10 protein-coding genes are annotated in these 18,789 nt (G+C 44.5%); all 10 read left to right on the top strand.

Annotated elements, in window-relative coordinates:
- The first annotated feature begins 264 nt into the window (after positions 1-264).
- The 10 genes from DYD21_RS17630 (at position 265) to DYD21_RS17585 (ending at position 18,786) form a co-directional block, all read left to right on the top strand.
- On the top strand, positions 265-3,357 hold the full coding sequence (locus DYD21_RS17630) for a TonB-dependent receptor (protein ID WP_158607358.1): 3,093 nt from the start codon (positions 265-267) through the stop codon (positions 3,355-3,357).
- Between the two features lie 21 nt (positions 3,358-3,378).
- Positions 3,379-5,043 (top strand): RagB/SusD family nutrient uptake outer membrane protein, encoded by a 1,665-nt coding sequence (locus tag DYD21_RS17625; protein WP_116038320.1) that lies wholly within the window; start codon positions 3,379-3,381, stop codon positions 5,041-5,043.
- 126 nt (positions 5,044-5,169) lie between these two features.
- Positions 5,170-6,519 carry a Gfo/Idh/MocA family protein gene (locus tag DYD21_RS17620; RefSeq protein WP_116038319.1) on the top strand — a complete coding sequence of 450 codons (1,350 nt, stop codon included), beginning with the start codon at positions 5,170-5,172 and terminating at the stop codon, positions 6,517-6,519.
- A gap of 244 nt (positions 6,520-6,763) precedes the next feature.
- A complete protein-coding gene (locus DYD21_RS17615; RefSeq protein ID WP_158607357.1) occupies positions 6,764-7,516 on the top strand; it encodes a DUF1080 domain-containing protein in 753 nt (250 codons plus the stop codon).
- A 179-nt stretch (positions 7,517-7,695) separates the two neighbouring features.
- Positions 7,696-11,352 (top strand): FG-GAP-like repeat-containing protein, encoded by a 3,657-nt coding sequence (locus tag DYD21_RS17610; RefSeq protein ID WP_147303636.1) that lies wholly within the window; start codon positions 7,696-7,698, stop codon positions 11,350-11,352.
- 310 nt (positions 11,353-11,662) lie between these two features.
- Positions 11,663-12,703 carry a PmoA family protein gene (locus tag DYD21_RS17605; RefSeq protein WP_199535590.1) on the top strand — a complete coding sequence of 347 codons (1,041 nt, stop codon included), beginning with the start codon at positions 11,663-11,665 and terminating at the stop codon, positions 12,701-12,703.
- A gap of 13 nt (positions 12,704-12,716) precedes the next feature.
- Positions 12,717-13,499: a 3-ketoacyl-ACP reductase gene (locus DYD21_RS17600; protein ID WP_199535589.1), complete on the top strand. Its 783-nt coding sequence runs from the start codon at positions 12,717-12,719 to the stop codon at positions 13,497-13,499.
- Positions 13,500-13,597: 98 nt separating this feature from the next.
- The gene (locus tag DYD21_RS17595; protein WP_116038316.1) at positions 13,598-14,491 is read left to right on the top strand and encodes a hypothetical protein; all 894 of its coding nucleotides are present in this window, start codon (positions 13,598-13,600) and stop codon (positions 14,489-14,491) included.
- 91 nt (positions 14,492-14,582) lie between these two features.
- Positions 14,583-15,350, top strand: coding sequence for a ThuA domain-containing protein (locus DYD21_RS17590; protein ID WP_116038315.1), 768 nt, complete (start codon positions 14,583-14,585; stop codon positions 15,348-15,350).
- A gap of 1 nt (position 15,351) precedes the next feature.
- The gene (locus DYD21_RS17585; RefSeq protein WP_116038314.1) at positions 15,352-18,786 is read left to right on the top strand and encodes a HEAT repeat domain-containing protein; all 3,435 of its coding nucleotides are present in this window, start codon (positions 15,352-15,354) and stop codon (positions 18,784-18,786) included.
- Positions 18,787-18,789 lie beyond the last annotated feature (3 nt).

Below are 18,789 nucleotides of genomic sequence, written 5' to 3'. Positions count from 1 at the left end.
TAATAAATGGTGTAAAATCATACAGGGCAAGATTTCGAATGCTATAGGAAGAAAAGCATTTTTTTCTTTGCAGAAATCAAATTTGTTTTTTAACTATTACGCAAGCCTATTTTACTTTTTTTAACTGAAGTTTCCACGGCTATATATTTTTAGCCAGTTACTTAACCGTTTAATTAAGGTTTAAAGAGTATAAGGAGGTTTGTGATTGATTATCGATACATATCCACACAACAAAAAATGTTAAAATTAACCAAGCCAGAGAATATGGAAACAAAAATTCAAACCATGATGCTTGTATTTGCTCTCTTGATTACCGGGGTAGTTACAATCACCAATTCATCAGCTTTTGCATCTACACATACAATAGATGAGGGCGAGGTAAAAATTTCTGAACTTTATGGAAGCGCTCTCAGCAGCCCGTATGAGGTTAATCAAACCATAACCGGCACTGTTACCGATGCCCGTACAGGCGAACCCATACCAGGAGCAAATATTTATATCCAGCAGCTTCAAACGGGTTCAGCCACAAATTTGGATGGAAACTTTGAAATACAAATCAATGAACCTGGAGATTATACATTAATAGCTACATATGTGGGATATGAGCGGTATGAAACAGTTTTTAGTATATCCGGCGACGAAACTTTAACCCTGGATATTGAGCTTTCCCAGGTAGGAGTTTTAGGTGATGATCTGGTTGTTGTGGGTTACGGAGTTCAGAGAAGGAGTGATATGACTGGTTCTGTATCTTCAATCTCAGCTTCTCGAATTAATGAAACTTCCATAACTTCATTAGAATCAGGCATGCAGGGTCGGTCAGCCGGAGTTTATGTAACACAAGGGGGTAACAAACCTAATTCAGGAGCTTCAATTCGAATCCGTGGTAACCGATCCATTACCGCTGGTAATGATCCATTATTTGTAGTTGACGGAGTACCGATTTCAGGAGGTATAGCAGATATCAACCCAAGAGATATAGAGTCCATAGAAGTTCTGAAAGATGCTTCCGCAACAGCCATCTATGGTGCACGTGGATCAAATGGTGTAATCATCGTTACAACGCAACGCGGATACGATGGGGATATCTCTGTAACATATGATGGATCGGTTGGTTTTTCTGAGAAAACAAGAAGAGTTAATATGATGAATGGTGAGGAATGGGCAGAATTGCGTCGCGAAGCGTTCCGTGCTGCTGGCAATCCCACACCGGATAACGAACTTTTTCATTCTACTGAACTCGAGCAGCTTCAGAACGGTACCTGGACCGATTACCAGGATATGATTACCCGGCGAGGGGTGAGGCAACAACACCAGCTTGGAATTGCAGGGGGTAGTGAAAATGCCCGTTATTATGTTTCTTTTGGGGGACTGGACCACAGTGGAATTCTTGAACCGGAACATTTTCAGAGATATAACACCCGGCTGAATATTGACCTGGATATTACCGACAGGATACGAATCGGTACATCAACCCTGGGAGTGTACAGTATTCAGGAAGGTGGAACCCGAAACTTTTATAATGAAGCCATTCAAAATACTCCCCTTACACAGCCCTATGATGAAAATGGCGAGCTTCGACTGGAGCCAAAGCCAGATGCTCAGCGTACCAACCCATTGCTTGAAACGCTTCCTGAAACGTACGATGACGAGATTACTACACAGCGAATTCTGAGTAATATTTATCTTGAATACTTGCCTACCGAAAACTTGAATTTCAGGGTGAATTTTTCTCCTGATCTGAGGACTGTGAAAAATGATCAGTTCCAGGCTGTGAGATCTCGTGCACGGCAGGGGGGACCAGCGGCAGCTCAGGTTAGTTCATTTGATACATTTGAGTATACCTGGGAAAATATTGTAAACTACCAGCAAACCCTTGGCCAAAGTCATTCGATAGGCTTGACGGGACTATTCAGTTTACAGGAATTTCAAAGGGAGGATTCAGGTGTTCAAGTTAGGGGAGTTCCTCTTACCGATATGCGCTATCATAATTTGGGTGCCTCAGAAGAAATTCTGGGAGCCAGTTCTGATTTTCAAAAGTGGTCATTAATTTCTTATATGGCACGTGCCAATTATAATTATGACAGCAGATACCTGCTTACATTGACAGGCCGGATTGACGGATCATCCCGTTTTGGAGTCGAAAATCAATATGGTTTCTTCCCTTCTGTAGCTCTTGCCTGGAATGTTTCAAACGAATCCTTTTTTAGTCCCACAACTTTGTTGAATGACCTGAGAGTAAGACTTAGTTGGGGTAAGGCCGGACAAACAGGAATTAATCCTTACCGGACGCAGGGGTTGGCCAGTCGCACAGCATTTAATTTCGGCGGTACACCTGCATTTGGATTCAAACCGAATCAAATCCGGAACGACGAGCTGAAATGGGAAACGACAACATCCCTCAATTTGGGTGTTCAATGGGAAATGTTTGATTCAAGAGTTGTGGCGGAAGTGGATGCATACAGGCAAAATACGGAAGATCTTTTGCTGGAAAGAGCCATCCCCACAACCAGTGGTTTTAACAGTGTACTCGAAAATGTTGGCGCAACTCAAAATACCGGTTTTGAAGCTTCCCTCACCACTATAAACGTGGCTTCTGGTGATTTTGGTGGTTTCCAATGGACAACAAATTTCAATTTTGCATACAACAAAGAAGAAATTGTTGAACTATTTGGCGGTGCAGAAGATGATGTTGGTAACCAATGGTTCATTGGTCATCCGATAAATGTTTATTATAACTATGAAAAAATCGGTATCTGGCAACAGAATGAGGCTTCTGAAGCCGCAGGATATGGTCAGCGCCCCGGAGAAATCAAGGTTCGAGACGTGACCGGAAGCGGCAGCATTACAGGTGATGACAGAGTTATTCTTGGTCAGGAACAACCCAAGTGGCAGGGCGGATTGGGCAACCAGTTCAGTTACAGAAATTTTGACCTGTCGGTATTTCTTGTCGGCCGTTTTGGCAACATGATTAACAGTGGCATTCATACAGGTGGTTCCAGCCCGATGACAGGCCGATATAACAATCTCAGAGTGGATTACTGGACTCCGGATAATCCGACAAACGAGGCTCCACAACCTCGTGCTGACCTTGAAACGCCGATTTGGGAAACTACACGGGCATATTTCAGTGGTGATTTTGTCAGGGTTAGAAATATCGGACTTGCCTACAACCTTCCTGCAAATATTGCACAAAGTGTTCTCGGTTTACAGTCACTCAGATTTACAGTGAATGCCGAAAATCCTTACATCTTTGCCCCATACGTAAGGAACCATGGAGGAGTGGATCCGGAAACCAGCACAGGATCGAATACACCCTCACAGTGGACCCTCCAGTTTGGTATCAATTTGACACTCTAAATCAATAGAAAGGAACTAATTATGTTAAAGTTAAAAGGGTTATTTTTTGTAATCATTATCGCAGTTGTGGCATTTTCTTGCTCAGATCTGTTGAATGAAGATGTCCGATCGCAGGTAGGGGATGCCAGATTTAATACACCAAGCGGGTTCGAAGAAATAGTAAATGCTTCGTACACTAATTTAAGAGAATACTATGGTACCGAAAGAGGCCATGGTATGTCAGAAGCATATGGTGTAGACATCTTTCATGAAGGTGCAGATGGCAGCCATAAACAGTGGAACTTTTATGGTGTACAATTAAATCCATCCACTGCATGGGCAAGAGAGTTGTGGGATTTCATGTACGAAGGGATAAATATGACAAATACGGTGATCAATAGGGGTGAACAGATAGAAGGACTGGATCCTGATTTAGTCCGGGTTCGGTCTGCAGAAGCCCGTTTTCTAAGAGCTCACTACTATTTTGTCCTTGTTCAGCAGTATGGTGCCGTACATATCACAACAGAAGAAACACAGGGGGTTGAAATCGAAGCTTCCAGAGCTCCTGTTGCGGCAGTCTTTGATCTGATCATTGACGATCTTGAACATGCAATTGATAATCTACCAATCGAAGCCAGCGACTATGGACGCGCTACAAAACCCGCAGCAGAACATCTGCTGGCACGTGTTTTACTGACCGGTGCATCTGAGTTTTATAGAGACGATGTGGGAGGAGCAGCAGATTATGACCGTGCTGCTGCACTTGCTGAGACTGTCATCAATGATTACAATTTTTCACTTCTTGATGATGTGGCTGATGTCTGGGCCGTCGGGAATGAGGTGAATTCCGAAGTTGTATGGTCTATGCAGTTTTCTGACGATCCTCTTCTAAATGCAGGTGGAAATACCTCTCACATGTATTATCTGACGGTTTATGATGTAATGCCGGGCATGAATCGGACTATCGAATACGGAAGACCGTGGAGACGATACCGGCCAACAGAATTTTTATATGATGATCTTTTAGGCCCGGATACAAGAGAATCAGATTCCAGGTATAAAGCGTTTTTCCGAGATGTGTTTTATGCAACGGTTACCGGAACATTTACTGTGAATGGTGTGGATGGAGTTGAAATCGCTGAGGGGGATACGGCGATTTACTTTCCAGGTGTTGAATGGACGGAAGCAGAAAAGCAGGCTAAACCCTACACGGTTGTATCACCATCTGATTACAATCCAAATGATTTCCCCACTATGAGAAAACACGAAGATCCCACCCGTCCTGAAATGAATACTACGGCAGGTTCGCGTGATTTTCTGGCATTCCGGCTGGCAGAAACACATCTGATTGCTGCGGAAGCACTCCTTATGGGGAATGGGAGTGTTGCTGATGCAACGGAACACATCAATATGGTTCGTCGAAGAGCAGCCTGGCCCGGACAGGAAGCTGCTATGGAGCTGGACCCCTCGGAAGTTGATCTGGAGGCAATTATTGACGAAAGAGGAAGGGAATTGTTGGGGGAACAGTTCCGGTGGTATGATTTGAAACGTACGGGTATGCTGTTAGACCGGGCGTATCAATATAATCCGGAGGTGCAAAGTGTAGGTTTAATGGAAGAAAAGCACCTGTTACGCCCGATTCCTCAAACCCAGATTGACCGCACGCAGGGAGGAGCAAGTGCCTTTCCTCAAAATCCAGGGTATTAAAAAGTAAGAATTCTAAAACCACTTGTTTAAGTCTGGCAGATCATATTTTGGTTTGCCAGACTTTTTAAATTTTATTAAAAAAAACAGATATACCATTCCCAAATAAGAACTTAATAGAGTAACTATATGAAAGGTTTAACAAGAAAAGACTTTTTGAAAAAATCAGCAGTAATGTCCGCAGGGATGTCAGTGGGATTATCTGCCAGGAGTTACAGCAGAATAAAAGGAGCGAACGACAGAATACGTGTGGGAATTGTTGGGTTTTCAGCCCGTGCAAGACAGTCCCTTATCCCCTCATTTATGCAGCACGCCGATGATCTCAATTTTGAGTTTGTGGCCGTTTCAGATATCTGGAACCGTCGTCGTGACGAGGCCGTTTCTTTTCTTAAAGATGAACATGATGTGACCATTGAAGCGGCAAGAAATAACGAGGAGTTATACGATCGTGGTGACATTGATGCTGTAATCATCAGCACAGCCGATTTTCAGCATGCACTTCACACTGTTGATGCTGTAGATGCGGGTTGCGATGTGTATGTGGAGAAGCCATTTGCCGAAACAATGGAAGACAATCGTGTGGCACGGGAAGCTGTGGAGCGAACGGGCAAAATCGTTCAGGTGGGTTCTCAGAGAAGAAGTGGTGTAAATTACCATGCTGCGAATGATTTCATTAAGTCCGGAAAGTTTGGTGACATCATGAGTGTAGAGATGACCTGGAACGTGAATCAGCCGGGACGCTGGCGGCAGCCTCAGCTTGCGCGGGAGATTCGTAAAGAGGATACAGATTGGGACCGTTATCTGATGAACAGGCCTTACGAAGAGTGGGATCCGCGAAAGTACCTGGAATACAGGCTTTTCTGGCCCTATTCATCAGGGATACCCGGGCAATGGATGGCTCATCAGATCGATACTGTACACTGGTTCACCGGACTGCCACACCCAAGAAGTGTTGCAGCAAACGGCGGGATCTATCTATGGAAAGATGGCCGTGAAAATTTTGACACGATGACAGCTGTGTTTGATTATGGCCCGTTGGATGATCCTGATACGGGCTTCCAGGTCGTCTATTCCTCACGATTTACGAATTCTGCAGGTGGTACAAAAGAGATTTACTATTCCAATGCCGGCGAGCTTAACCTCGATACGAATATGGTTTCTCCAAATGGCGGATTGACCGAGCGGCATGCCTCTGCGATGGATATGGAGCCTAATCTTTTGGACGAGTTTTCGCTCTCCGATGCGGTTGCAGCCGAAACAGGCGCGGATACGGGATCAGATCCTATGACTTCCAATCATATGAAAAACTGGATGGAATGTATTCGAAGCCGTGAAACTGCAAATGCAGATGTAATGGCGGGATATAATCACTCCATAGCCAACATCATGACAACCGCAGCCCTTCGAACCGGAGAATTTGTCACCTTTGATACAGAAAACCAGGAAGTATTAGCTGGTGGCGAAGTATTTAAGTATTGATGAGAAGCGTAACATGAGTTTATTACTTCGATAACTTGAAATGCAATTATTGCAGTTAGAGTTGCACGGCCTGATGTAACCGGTATTGCAGAAAGTACTTGAAATTTTAAAAGTCTTAATTTTTTAAAGAATGATTACAAATCAATCCAAACGTGATAAATACATTTCCCGGAAAATATGGTATACACTGGTATTCATTTGTATGCCGCTTTTTGTTTTAAACTGCAGTGATAACCAATCCAACATGAGTAGTGAACAGAATGTGGACTCTCAGCAAACTTCAGCGGATGCATCTTCAGATCAGGTATCAGAGGATGAGTGGCAGACGCTGTTTGACGGTGAGTCACTAAACGGATGGCGCGGTCTTGGGCGAGACGGAATACCGGAAGACCACTGGATCGTTGAAGAGGGTACAATCAGAAAAGTAGCAACAGATGATGTAGCCCGTGCAGATGACGGACAGCCGGTTGCGGGTGGTGATCTTCTGTATGACCAGCAGTTTGAAAATTTTGAGCTGCGTTTTGAATGGAAAGTAAGCCCCGGGGCAAACAGCGGTATTAAATATAATGTATCGGAGGAGATGTCAACATCTCATTCACCCGAATATGGCGCTCTTGGGTTTGAATACCAGGTGCTCGACGATGATGAACACCCCGATGCTCAAAACGATCCGAATCGCTGGGCTGCCGGTCTGTATGATCTGATCCCGCCGGGAAGTAATGCTGAGCTCGAGCCGGTCGGATCATGGAATACCGGGCGGATTATCTTTAATGGCAATCGCGGCGAACATTGGTTGAACGGTGAAAAAGTGTTAGAATATGAACTGGGTACTCATATGATGAATCGACTGTTAGCAACCAGTAAATGGGGTGAATTGGGAGATGATACTCATATTCCTGACTTTGGTACCCGCAGAAGCTCGGGGTATATCGTCCTGCAGGATCACGGGGATGATGTTTGGTACAGGGATATAAAAATTCGCGAATTATCACCCTGATGTATACTATAGGTCTATAAGAAATCATAAATCCCATATTGAATACTCTGAAGATTTTTAAGAGTGAATTTGTTCGGTATACGTTTTGTCTAAACTCTGCCCGTTCTTCGTTGAATGTTTCAGATTCCGTCAGCCGTCTGGTTATCCTTTTATTTGTGCCTATTCTTTTTTGTGGTGTCATGTTTGGTTGTTCCCGATCGTCAGATCTTGAGTGGAATGATGAAGATGGGTATCGCTGGGCTGATATCTCACCAGGATACTTTGGCAGTACCGGGTTCCAGACACTCTCCGCTTCTCAAACAGGAATACAGTTTAATAATCGAATAAGCAGAGAAGAGATCGATGAAAATCGTCATTATCTGAATGGTTCCGGTGTGGCTGCAGGGGATATTAATGGCAACGGTCTGGTGGATCTTTATTTTGCAGGGCTGAGTGAACCTAACCGGCTCTATAAAAATCTCGGCGGAATGAAATTTGAAGATATAACCGACCAGGCAGGGGTTGCACATGCAGAGTACTACTCAACTGGAGCAGTGTTTGCAGATGTGAATGGAAACGGATACCTGGATCTGCTGGTAACTGCCCTTCAGGGAGAAAATGTTCTGTATATAAATGATGGGGAAGGAAATTTCACAAAAGATGAAAACAGCGGCCTCGGTCCTTCACTGGGAAGTAATACGATGGCACTTGCTGATTTTACAGGGAATGGATATCCGGATCTCTACATTACCAATTATAAAGAGAGATCGGTAAAGGATATTTATACCACACGGGAGCTTGACTGGCAGAATATTTTAAATGAACCTCTTATAAATCCGGAGGATCACTATACGCTAATTCCTCCATTTGATGAACATTATGAACTTGTTCGTGATGATGGGGCATTAACCGGGATTTCAGAACTTGGCAGGACGGATGAGCTTTATCTGAACCAGGGAGGAATGTTTGAGAAAATGACAAATTCCGAAGAGATCTTTCTGGATGAATATGGAGAACCTTTCGGACTTCAACCCGATTGGGGACTAACAGCTAAATTCCAGGATATAACCGGCAATGGCCTGACTGATCTCTATGTTTGTAATGATTTTCATACTCCTGACCGGATTTGGCTGAACCAGGGAAATGGTACTTTCAGAGCCGCGGGATGGCAGGCTATTCGAAATCTGAGCTATTCCTGTATGGGTGTTGATTTTTCAGATATAAACCGAAATGGGAAAATCGACATATTTACGACGGAAATGCTCGATCCTGATCACGAACGCCGAATGCGTCAGGCTCCTTCGGAAGGACATATCCCGGTCAAAATCGGGGATATTGAATCGAGACCCATGTATAACCGGAATTCCCTGTTTATTCAGAGGGAAGATACGACCTGGGCCGAAACATCATGGATGAGCGGAGCAGAGGCAACAGGCTGGTCCTGGGCAACACGGTTCATGGATGTTGACCTGGACGGTTATGAAGACCTTATCGTCTCTACCGGGTATTTATACGATATTCTGGATATTGATGCCCAGTATACAATGATGCAGAATCGCCGAAACATGGACGAGCATTTCCTGGAATTTACAGACCTTGTTGAGCCCCTTGATCTGACAAACAGAATATTGAGGAATAACGGAGACCATACATTTTCAGACAAGAGTGTAGACTGGGGATTTGGAGAGAAAGATGTTTCCCATGGAATGGCATTTGCAGATTTGAATAATAATGGTGTGCTGGATGTTATTCTAAACCGGATGAACCGGGAGGCAACAATTCTTGAAAACAGAACGAATGCACCCCGTATTGCAGTCCGGTTAAAGGGGAAATCTCCTAATACGCAGGCAATCGGTGCGAAGATAGAATTGAGAGGGGGATCTGTTCATCAACAGAAAGAGATTGCTGCGGGAGGTGATTATGCATCCGGGTCAGACACCCAGGTGATGTTTGCTGCAGATGCAGATAATACTCAACACGAAATCAGAATTCGATGGCCTGATGGCAAACACAGTATCATAGAAGCCGTTCATCCAAACAGGATGTATGAGATTTATCAGGATAGTGTCAGTATGATGAATGATTCTATGGTCACAGAGCCAAATCCGACAGAGCCGGCTCCTCTGTTTGAAAATGTTTCAGACAGAATGAATGCCGAACATTATGAAGAACCCTTCAACGATTTCGACTTTAATGCACTCCTTCCTTTTAAACTGAGCCAGCAAGGACCAGGGGTAGCCTGGATTGATTTAAACCATAATGGGAAAGATGAACTGTTGATGGGTTCCGGACGAGGCGGAAGTTTGTCCATACTGGAACATGGGGAGTCCGGTACTTTCAGCTCTATGGACTTGGAGTTTCTGAAGGAGGAAGCACCTGGCGATCAAACCGCGATTATTGGCTGGAGTGAAAATGATTATACCCGGGTATTAATTGGAAGTTCAAACTACGAACAGGGCACCTCAAGAGCTCCTTCATTGTTTCACTATCGCATATACAGAGATGGAACTGCTGAAAAAGATTCCATACCGGGAGTTTTATCGACTACCGGTCCTCTTGCAGCAGCAGATGTAACTGGAAACGGTTTCCTGGACTTTTTTCTCGGAGCCGGTTTTAAACCTGGACAATATCCTGCAGATGCCGATTCACGGTTTGTCAGAAATGAGGAAGGAATATTCAGATTTGATCAGGTTAATTCCCAAATGTTTGCAGAATTGGGTCTCGTAACCGGAGCCGTTTTCACGGATTATGACAGGAGTGGCAGCCAGGATCTGTTGGTCAGTACTGAATGGGGAACTCTGAGACTCTTTAAAAATCTGAATGGAGTATTTGAAGAAGTGACAGAACAGGTTGGCCTGGATAAGTGGTCTGGAATGTGGAAAGGAGTTGCAACAGGAGATTTTACGAACAACGGGCTCCCGGATATTGTGGCAGCCAACATCGGCTTGAATTCCCCCTACCAAATGAAACATAACCAGCCATTGAGAATGTATTATTACAATCCTGGTTTTGGCAGTACGGATATTATTGAAGCTTATGCAAATGAAAATGGGGAGTATCTGCCCCGGACTCGGTTATATAAATTCCAGGAACAACAGGTTGGATTAAACCGCATGAGCAGCCATAAAGAGTTTGCCGGCGCAACTCTGAGGGAAATCCTCGGGGATAGATATGAACATACTCCCTATAAAGAAGTGAATACCCTGGAACATATGGTATTTATTAACAGGGGCGATCATTTTGAGGCTTATCCCCTTCCCCGTGAAGCACAAATATCAGCCGGATTTCATGTAGGGGTAGCTGATTTTGATAATGATGGAAATGAGGATGTTTTTCTCAGTCAGAACAATTTTACGGTTCCTCCGGATAAATCCAGAATGGACGCCGGCCGGGGATTGGTTTTGATGGGAGATGGCAATGGTAATTTCACGCCACTGAGTGGATCAGAAAGCGGAATTAAAATTTATGGTGAACAACGGGGTGCTGCCTTTAGTGATTTTAACCAGAATGGGAAGGTGGATCTGGCGGTTTCACAGAATGGGAACGAGTTAAAACTTTATCTGAATCGTTCCGAAAAAGAAGGTTACAGAATTTCGTTACAAGGACCGCCGTCAAATCGGAATGGTGTTGGGTCACAGATACGCCTTGTGTACGAAAATGATTTGAAAGGGCCTTCACGAGAAGTTCAGAGCGGAGCGGGCTATTGGTCGCAGAATAGTTATACTCAGGTAATGGGGGCTGGAAAAAATGAAATTAAGCAAATTGAAATCATTTGGTTCGATGGTATCAAAGAAGTAACAGACGCCAATCCTGGTCAAATGAATTATATGATTTCGCACCCGGACGCTGAAGATTAATTAACGGCTCATGATGAAACCAACCGCAGACCCAAACAATCAATTTATTCATATTATTAACCTCAGTTCGATTAATAATATAATTCAATTATTCAGTATTAAAGTCTCCCCTAACAAGGGGCTCATTTTTTGAACACGCAGCGTAAGCGTAGTGAAATTTAGAGGGGTGTCCATCGTTTTTTCGACAATTTGGAGTGAACATCCCCCTGAATCTCGCTGGCGCGGGATAAAAGAGGAACCCTTTTCTAAGGGGAATTTTAAAATCATAATTTAAGAATAGAACTCAGGTAATTTAATGGGAGACAATATTATGAATCGAAATACCAACAGATATATTCATACTCTGGCAATAGTTTTTTTATTAGCTGCCTGCAGTCAAAGCAATGAAGATGTGAGTTCAGAAGAATCTGCTGTAAACCAAGTATCCATGAGTGATGAATATCATATTTCCCTGGTACACGAGGAAGATCGGAGTCAGATACAAGTATTTATAGATGGTGCACATTTTACATCCTATCATTACGGCAATGAATTTAAAAAACCGATCCTGTATCCGCTAATTTCAGCTGGTGGTGCCACGATAACCCGCGGGTTCCCAATAGATCCGAGGGAAGGCGAAAAAGAGGATCATCCGCACCAGGTTGGCCTTTGGCTAAATTATGGAGATGTAAACGGGTTGGACTTCTGGAACAATTCCAATGCAATTTCTGAGGAAAGGAGAAGCGAATATGGTACGATTCATCATAAATCGATTAACCAAATGAAGAGTGGAAATGAGAGGGGAGAACTGGAAGTAACGAAAGAGTGGGTCAATTCGGAAGGTGAGGTTTTACTGATTGAAAATACCACCTATATCTTCAGTGGTAATGAGAGCATGAGATCCATCGACCGGTTGACCAATTTGCAATCTTCTGGTGAAGAGGTTTCCCTGGATGACAATAAGGAAGGAATGATCGGTATTCGCATGGCACGTGAACTTGAACATCCGGATGAACATGATGAGGCCACAGGCATGTACAGAAGCAGTGAAGGAATTGAAGGGCATGAAGCATGGGGAACCCGGGCGAAATGGATGTCACTATCAGGTGAAATAAATGGAGAAACTGTATCCGTAGCTATATTGGACCACCCTGACAATGTGGGATATCCAACCTATTGGCACGCCAGAGGATATGGATTGTTTGCTGCAAATCCCCTGGGAATGAAAGAGATGAGTGGCGGGGAAGAAGAACTGAATTTTGTTCTCGGCGCAGAAGATACGCTAACATTTAAACACCGGATTATCCTTTATTCGGGTGAAGAAACAGATGATTCAGTAATAGAAAGTGACTGGCAGCAGTTTATCAGATAAAACCAAAACGAATATGTCCGATCCTGTGAATAAGAATAAAACTGCACTGATTACCGGAGCTGCCAGGGGAATAGGACAGGCTGTTGCGATAGCTCTATCAGAAAAAGGATTTAATATAGTTATAGCCGATATTCTTTCCAGTGCGGATGAAACGATACAACTTTGTGAAAATAATGGTGTGGAGACTCTCTTTATCAGAACCGATATCAGTGACCGGGATGATCGTAAAAACCTTGTGAAGGGTATCAAAAAGAATTTCAACCGCCTGGATCTGCTGGTCAATAATGCAGGTGTATCTGTAAAGGAACGGACAGATATTTTAAAAGCATCGGAAGAAAGTTATGACCATGTGATGGATGTAAACCTGAAAGGTCCTTTTTTCCTTACACAATCAGTGGCGGGGTGGATGATTGAACAAACGGATAAGGATCCGGATTTGGCTCCCATCATCATTAATATCGCCTCATTGACATCCTATGCTTCAGCGACCAGTATGGCGGAATACTGTCTGTCAAAAACAGGTGTTAGTATGATGACGAAACTTTTTGCAGATCGTTTGGCGGGTCATGGTATCCTTGTTTATGAAATCAGGCCCGGTATAGTAAAAACAGACATGACCAGCGAAGTCCGGGATAAGTATGATACGTTTATAAACTCAGGAGGATTGCCCATAGAAAGGTGGGGTTTTCCTGAGGATATTGCGAGAGCTGTTGTTGGGTTAACAACAGGGTTTTTATCATATTCCACTGGTGAAGTTCTGAATATAGATGGAGGTTTTCATCTTCGCAGGTTATAATTGCAACTCTCTAAAATCCATCCATAGTTATGAGATATTTAATTTTCATTATACTACTGCTGCAATTCGGTTGTTCTTCCCAGGAAACAGATAGCCAAATGGATAACGTGCAGATCGTAAATGTAAGTCATGGTGATCGCCAGAATTTCGATTCCATGCGGCAGATTTTTAAAGAACGAAATCCCGGTTATGATATGATGTATCTGTCGGGTGTTCGCCAGATTGAAGAAAACAATAGTACACGCGTAGCTTTTGTTCAGGAAATTGGAGGAGTTACAAATCAGGATGTGTTGGCATCAGCCACTCTCCGGGACACTTTGGGTGCTGAGAATATTTCTGACGCTATTGTTGGTGATATTCTCATTCTGAAAAAAGGCGAGAGCCTTCAATTTGATACCCAAATGGGGCTATTGGTATTTGATGTTCCCGAGGAACCGGAACAAAATCTCCCTTCCTATATCAGGCCGGACTGGGATCCCAATATTACCGATGTGCCGGGCGGCTGTGCTACAGATATAGATGCTTACCGAAGAATTCTGTTAACCTGGCAAGAAGAAGTGGGGGAATATATATACCGTGCGATAAATGCACACCGCGTTCGGATTTATGATTCATTCAGCCATTATCATCCGGTTGAAGGCGGATTCGATGAATTTTACCTGGTTCAGATGGTTAAACCCGGTGCTAAAATTATTACAAGTGAACGTGTGGATTTAATTACAAAACCGGACCAGGTAGATGTATCACAGACAGAGTTGCTGATCGATGAATATGATCTGGAGGTAGGCGATCTTGTCTATTTACCCCGTGGGGTTATGCATCGTGGATTCGGGGGCGTTCTGGCACAGGTTATAACCATTCCCGGCTTCATCCCGGGCAGCGAAATTGGAGTTGACCATCACTTAAGAAGTATCAACGAACGGCTTAATCTGGATGAAGTTATGGCTCTTCCATACAATGAAGAACATTCACATGAGCCGGTGATTCGTTAACCAAAGGTCAGTTAGTACAACATTTAATATATTGTCTGATAATCAATTTCAGGACTTTATACCAATTTTCAACTTGTATAAATTAAAGATCATGACATCAATCAAACACTCGGTATTCACCAGCTCGATTCTCATTCTTTTTTTTGGTTTTAGTTTGATTGCCTGCTCACCTGAAGGGGAGGGTACTATCCAGGTGCTTCTCGTAACTGGCGGAGGGTGGCATGATTATGAGACCCAGGAAGAACTTCTGATCCAGGCAATGGATGAACGGATTGGAGATAGAATTGAGTGGACGGTCGTTCATGAGGGCGATGGTGAACCCGATCATCATGTGTCTCTTATGACGCAAGAGAATTGGGCAGCGGATTACGACCTGGTTATTCACAATACAGGTTTTGGTCGAGTGGACGATCCTGGATACGTTTCACACTTTGTGCAACATCATCTCGGAACCCCTGCGGTATTAATTCATGCCTCTGTACACAGCTACCGATATGCAGAACCGGCCGACCCATGGTTCGAATTTATGGGTTTGCAATCGATGTGGCATGAAGGCCAGCGGGAATTTGAAGTAGAAAATATTGCGCCTGATCACCCTATCATGCGTGATTTTCCTGAAACATGGACAACACCAGCTGATGAAGTATACGTAATTGAAGAGGTGTGGGGGGATATCACCCCACTGGCCAGAACGTTTGGTGCGGAAACGGAAGAGTATCAAACCGTTACCTGGACCCATGAGTTTGAGGGTACCCGTATTTTTGCAACAACATTAGGCCATAATAATGAAATGTTTGAACAGCAAGAGTTTCTTGATAAAGTTGCCAATGGTATACTTTGGGCTGTAAACGAATTATAAAATGAATCCCATGCTTAAGGAGTTGTTGGTTGTGAAGCAATTGAAGTATAGAGTACTTTTCTCATTATCATTCGTCATTTTATTATTCACCTCTTTACCCGGCTGCACGGAAGAACCTCATGAACTTGTTGTGCTTTCTGTGACGGATGAGGAGGCGGCTGAGTATGCGGAACAGGTTTGGGAAGAGTCAGCAGTATCCGTTGCTGATGGTTTTGAAGCAACACTATGGGCATCGGAGAAACTGTTAAGCGACCCGGTTGGGCTTCATGTTGATGACGACGGCAGAGTTTACGTAACCATAACCGAACGCCGAAGAAATGCTGAAATTGATATTCGGGGCCACAGTGGCTGGATGATCGAGTCGATTGAGCTTGAAACTGTGGAAGACCGCAGAGAGTTTATCCGCCGCAAACTGGATCCCGAAAAGAGCGAAGAAAACCAATGGCTGGAAGATCATAATGAAGACGGTAGCCACGACTGGCGGGATCTTAAGGTGAGCAAGGAGTCTGTTTTAAGAATTGAAGACACAACAGGGAATGGATTTGCAAACAGATCGGAAGAGTTTATCCGGGATTTCCATGACGAAATTACGGATGTTGCAGGTGCCGTGCTTTCTTTTGATGGAGATCTGTTTGTTGGAGTGTCGCCGGACCTGTGGCGTATCCGCGACACAAATGATGATGGTTACGGTAATGATAAGGTATCTGTTGTTCATGGATTTGGTACAAATATCGGGTTTGGCGGACATGGAATGTCAGGGCTGACTACGGGACCTGACGGGCGACTCTACTGGGCAATTGGTGACGTGGGGATGAGTGTGGTAGACGAGAGGGGGAAACGGTGGCATTATCCGCGTCAGGGAGTGATTGTTCGTTCAGAACCGGATGGCAGTAATTTTGAAGTATTTGCCGCAGGATTACGCAATACACACGAGTTTGTTTTTGACAAGTACGGAAACCTTATAACAATTGATAATGATGGAGACCATGCCGGAGAGTTTGAACGGCTGGTCTACCTGGTCAGCGGATCGGACAGCGGCTGGCGGCTGAACTGGCAGTTTGGCAAGTATAATGATCCCAAAAATAATGATTATAAAGTACTCATGGATGAGGAGTACTTTAAACCACGTTTTGAAGATCAGGCGGCTCATCTTCTTCCGCCTCTGGACAGATACATCAGCGGTCCCTCCGGGATGACTTATAATCCCGGCACAGCACTGAATGAAGAGTGGAAAGATCATTTTTTTGTCGGAAAGTTTGTTGGATCCCCAGCGAATTCCGGAATTCATGCATTTACGCTGAAAGAAAGCGGGGCCTCTTTTGAGTTGGAAAAAGATCAACAAATCATGGAAGGTCTGTTGCCAACAAGCCTCGATTTTGGTCCTGACGGCGCCATCTATTTTACAGACTGGATTGAGGGGTGGACACTTAAACAAAAAGGCAGGATCTGGAAGTTTGATACACCAAATGAATCTGAATCCCCTGCCCGGATGGAAACAAAATCTCTCCTTGGTAAAGATTTCGCTGAATTCTCATCAGAAGAACTCTCCCCGCTGCTGGCACATGAAGACATGCGGGTCCGGCAAAAGGCACAGTTTGAACTCGCGGCAAGATCGGAAACTGAAACGCTTCAGAATGCCATAGAACAAAGAGATCATCAATTAGCCCGGATCCATGGAATCTGGGGGCTTGCACAAATTTCCCGTCAGTCACCCGATGTAGCAGAACCGTTAATATCATACCTGGATGATGCCGATTCTGAAATCAGAGCTCAGGCCGCTAAACTCTTGGGAGATGTGAAATACGAACAGGCAGGTGAATTCCTGATTCCTCTGCTGCAGGATGAAAATTTACGGGTCCGGTTTTTTGCTGCAGAAGCGTTAGGTAGAATTTCCTGGCGGCCGGCATTGGATCCAATCATCGAGATGCTGGAAGACAACAATGATGAAGATATATATCTGCGTCATGGGGGCGCCATCGCACTGGAGCGGATTGGCGACGAAAATGCACTGACAGAACTTGCAGGCCATTCATCACGGGCTGTCCGGATTGCGGCTCTTGTAGCTTTGACCCGGCTTGAAAGTCCCGGTGTGGTTCAATTCCTGGAAGATGAGGATGAATTTATTGTAACAAATGCAGCGCGGGCTATAAATGATGATACGATGATAGAGGAGGGGCTTGAAGAACTCTCAAAACTGCTTGAACAAGATCGATTTCTGAATGAGCCGCTGATGCGGCGGGCGATTAATGCAACACTCTACCGTGGTTCACCGGAGGGCGCACACAGGCTGGCTGCTTTTGCTGTGAGGGATGATATTCCGGAAGGATTGAAAATTGAAGCGCTGCAGACGCTTGCGGTCTGGCCGGAGCCATCAGTTCTGGACCGTGTGACCGGAGATCCGAGGGGCGAGATCCAGAATGATCCGGAAATAGCGCGCAATGCTGCAGGGCTAATCATGGCACAAATTTTGTCAGACGAAAGCAGCGCTGTGAAAATTGCCGGCCTGCAAACCGCGGGTGATCTTAATTTAACTCAGGCTATACCTGATATTTTACAACTTATAGAAGAGGATTCGTCCGCGGATGTCCGGATTGCTTCGCTGCGTACTCTTGTGGATATGGAGTACGAGGGAATAGATGAAGTTCTGTTTGTTGCTATGGAAGATGAAGATACAAGTGTACGCAGGAATGCTCTAAGGCTGGTACCGGATCTGAATTTACCAGCAGAGAATATGGTGCTAATCAGTGAAATGGTACTGTCGAATGGGACTATTGAAGAAAAACAGTCGGCTTTACGAATACTGGGCGATATCGATGATCCTTCATCCTATGAAATATTAAATCAGCAGATGGATCTCCTTATGCAGAATGAGCTGGATAATGAAATTGAACTCGATTTGGTGCTTGCTGCTGAAGCCGTGAAATCAGATTCGATACAGGAACGCCTTCGTATCTATCAATCTGAAAAAGACCGGGACGATTCTGTCGCTGTTTACAGAGAATCGCTTTACGGGGGTGACGCGAGTCAGGGAAGGGAGGTTTTTTACCAAAATGCAGCAGCTCAATGCATTCGCTGTCACGTCGTTGATGGTCAGGGGAGTGATGTGGGTCCGGATCTGACAGATGCCGGAAGCCGATTATCCCGAAGCACCTTGTTGCGATCGATGGTTGATCCCGATGCCCGGATATCACCCGGTTATGGCACGGTCACTCTCACACTAAATAACGGGGAAACCATACGCGGAATGTTGAGTGCAGAATCAGATACGCACGTTACCGTTACAAGCAGGGAGGAGGAGTGGATCATTGAGAAGGAAAATATAGCGGAACGCGTAAACTCGCGTTCAGGAATGCCCGCAATGGGCGATCTGCTCACCAGAAGTGAACTTCGTGATATCGTGGAATATTTAACGACCTTGCAAGACCGGGATGATTAAATA

Origin of the sequence: Rhodohalobacter sp. SW132 (assembly GCF_003390325.1) — a bacterium.
Lineage (GTDB): Bacteria > Bacteroidota > Rhodothermia > Balneolales > Balneolaceae > SW132.
This window is presented reverse-complemented; position numbering and strand designations above follow the sequence as displayed.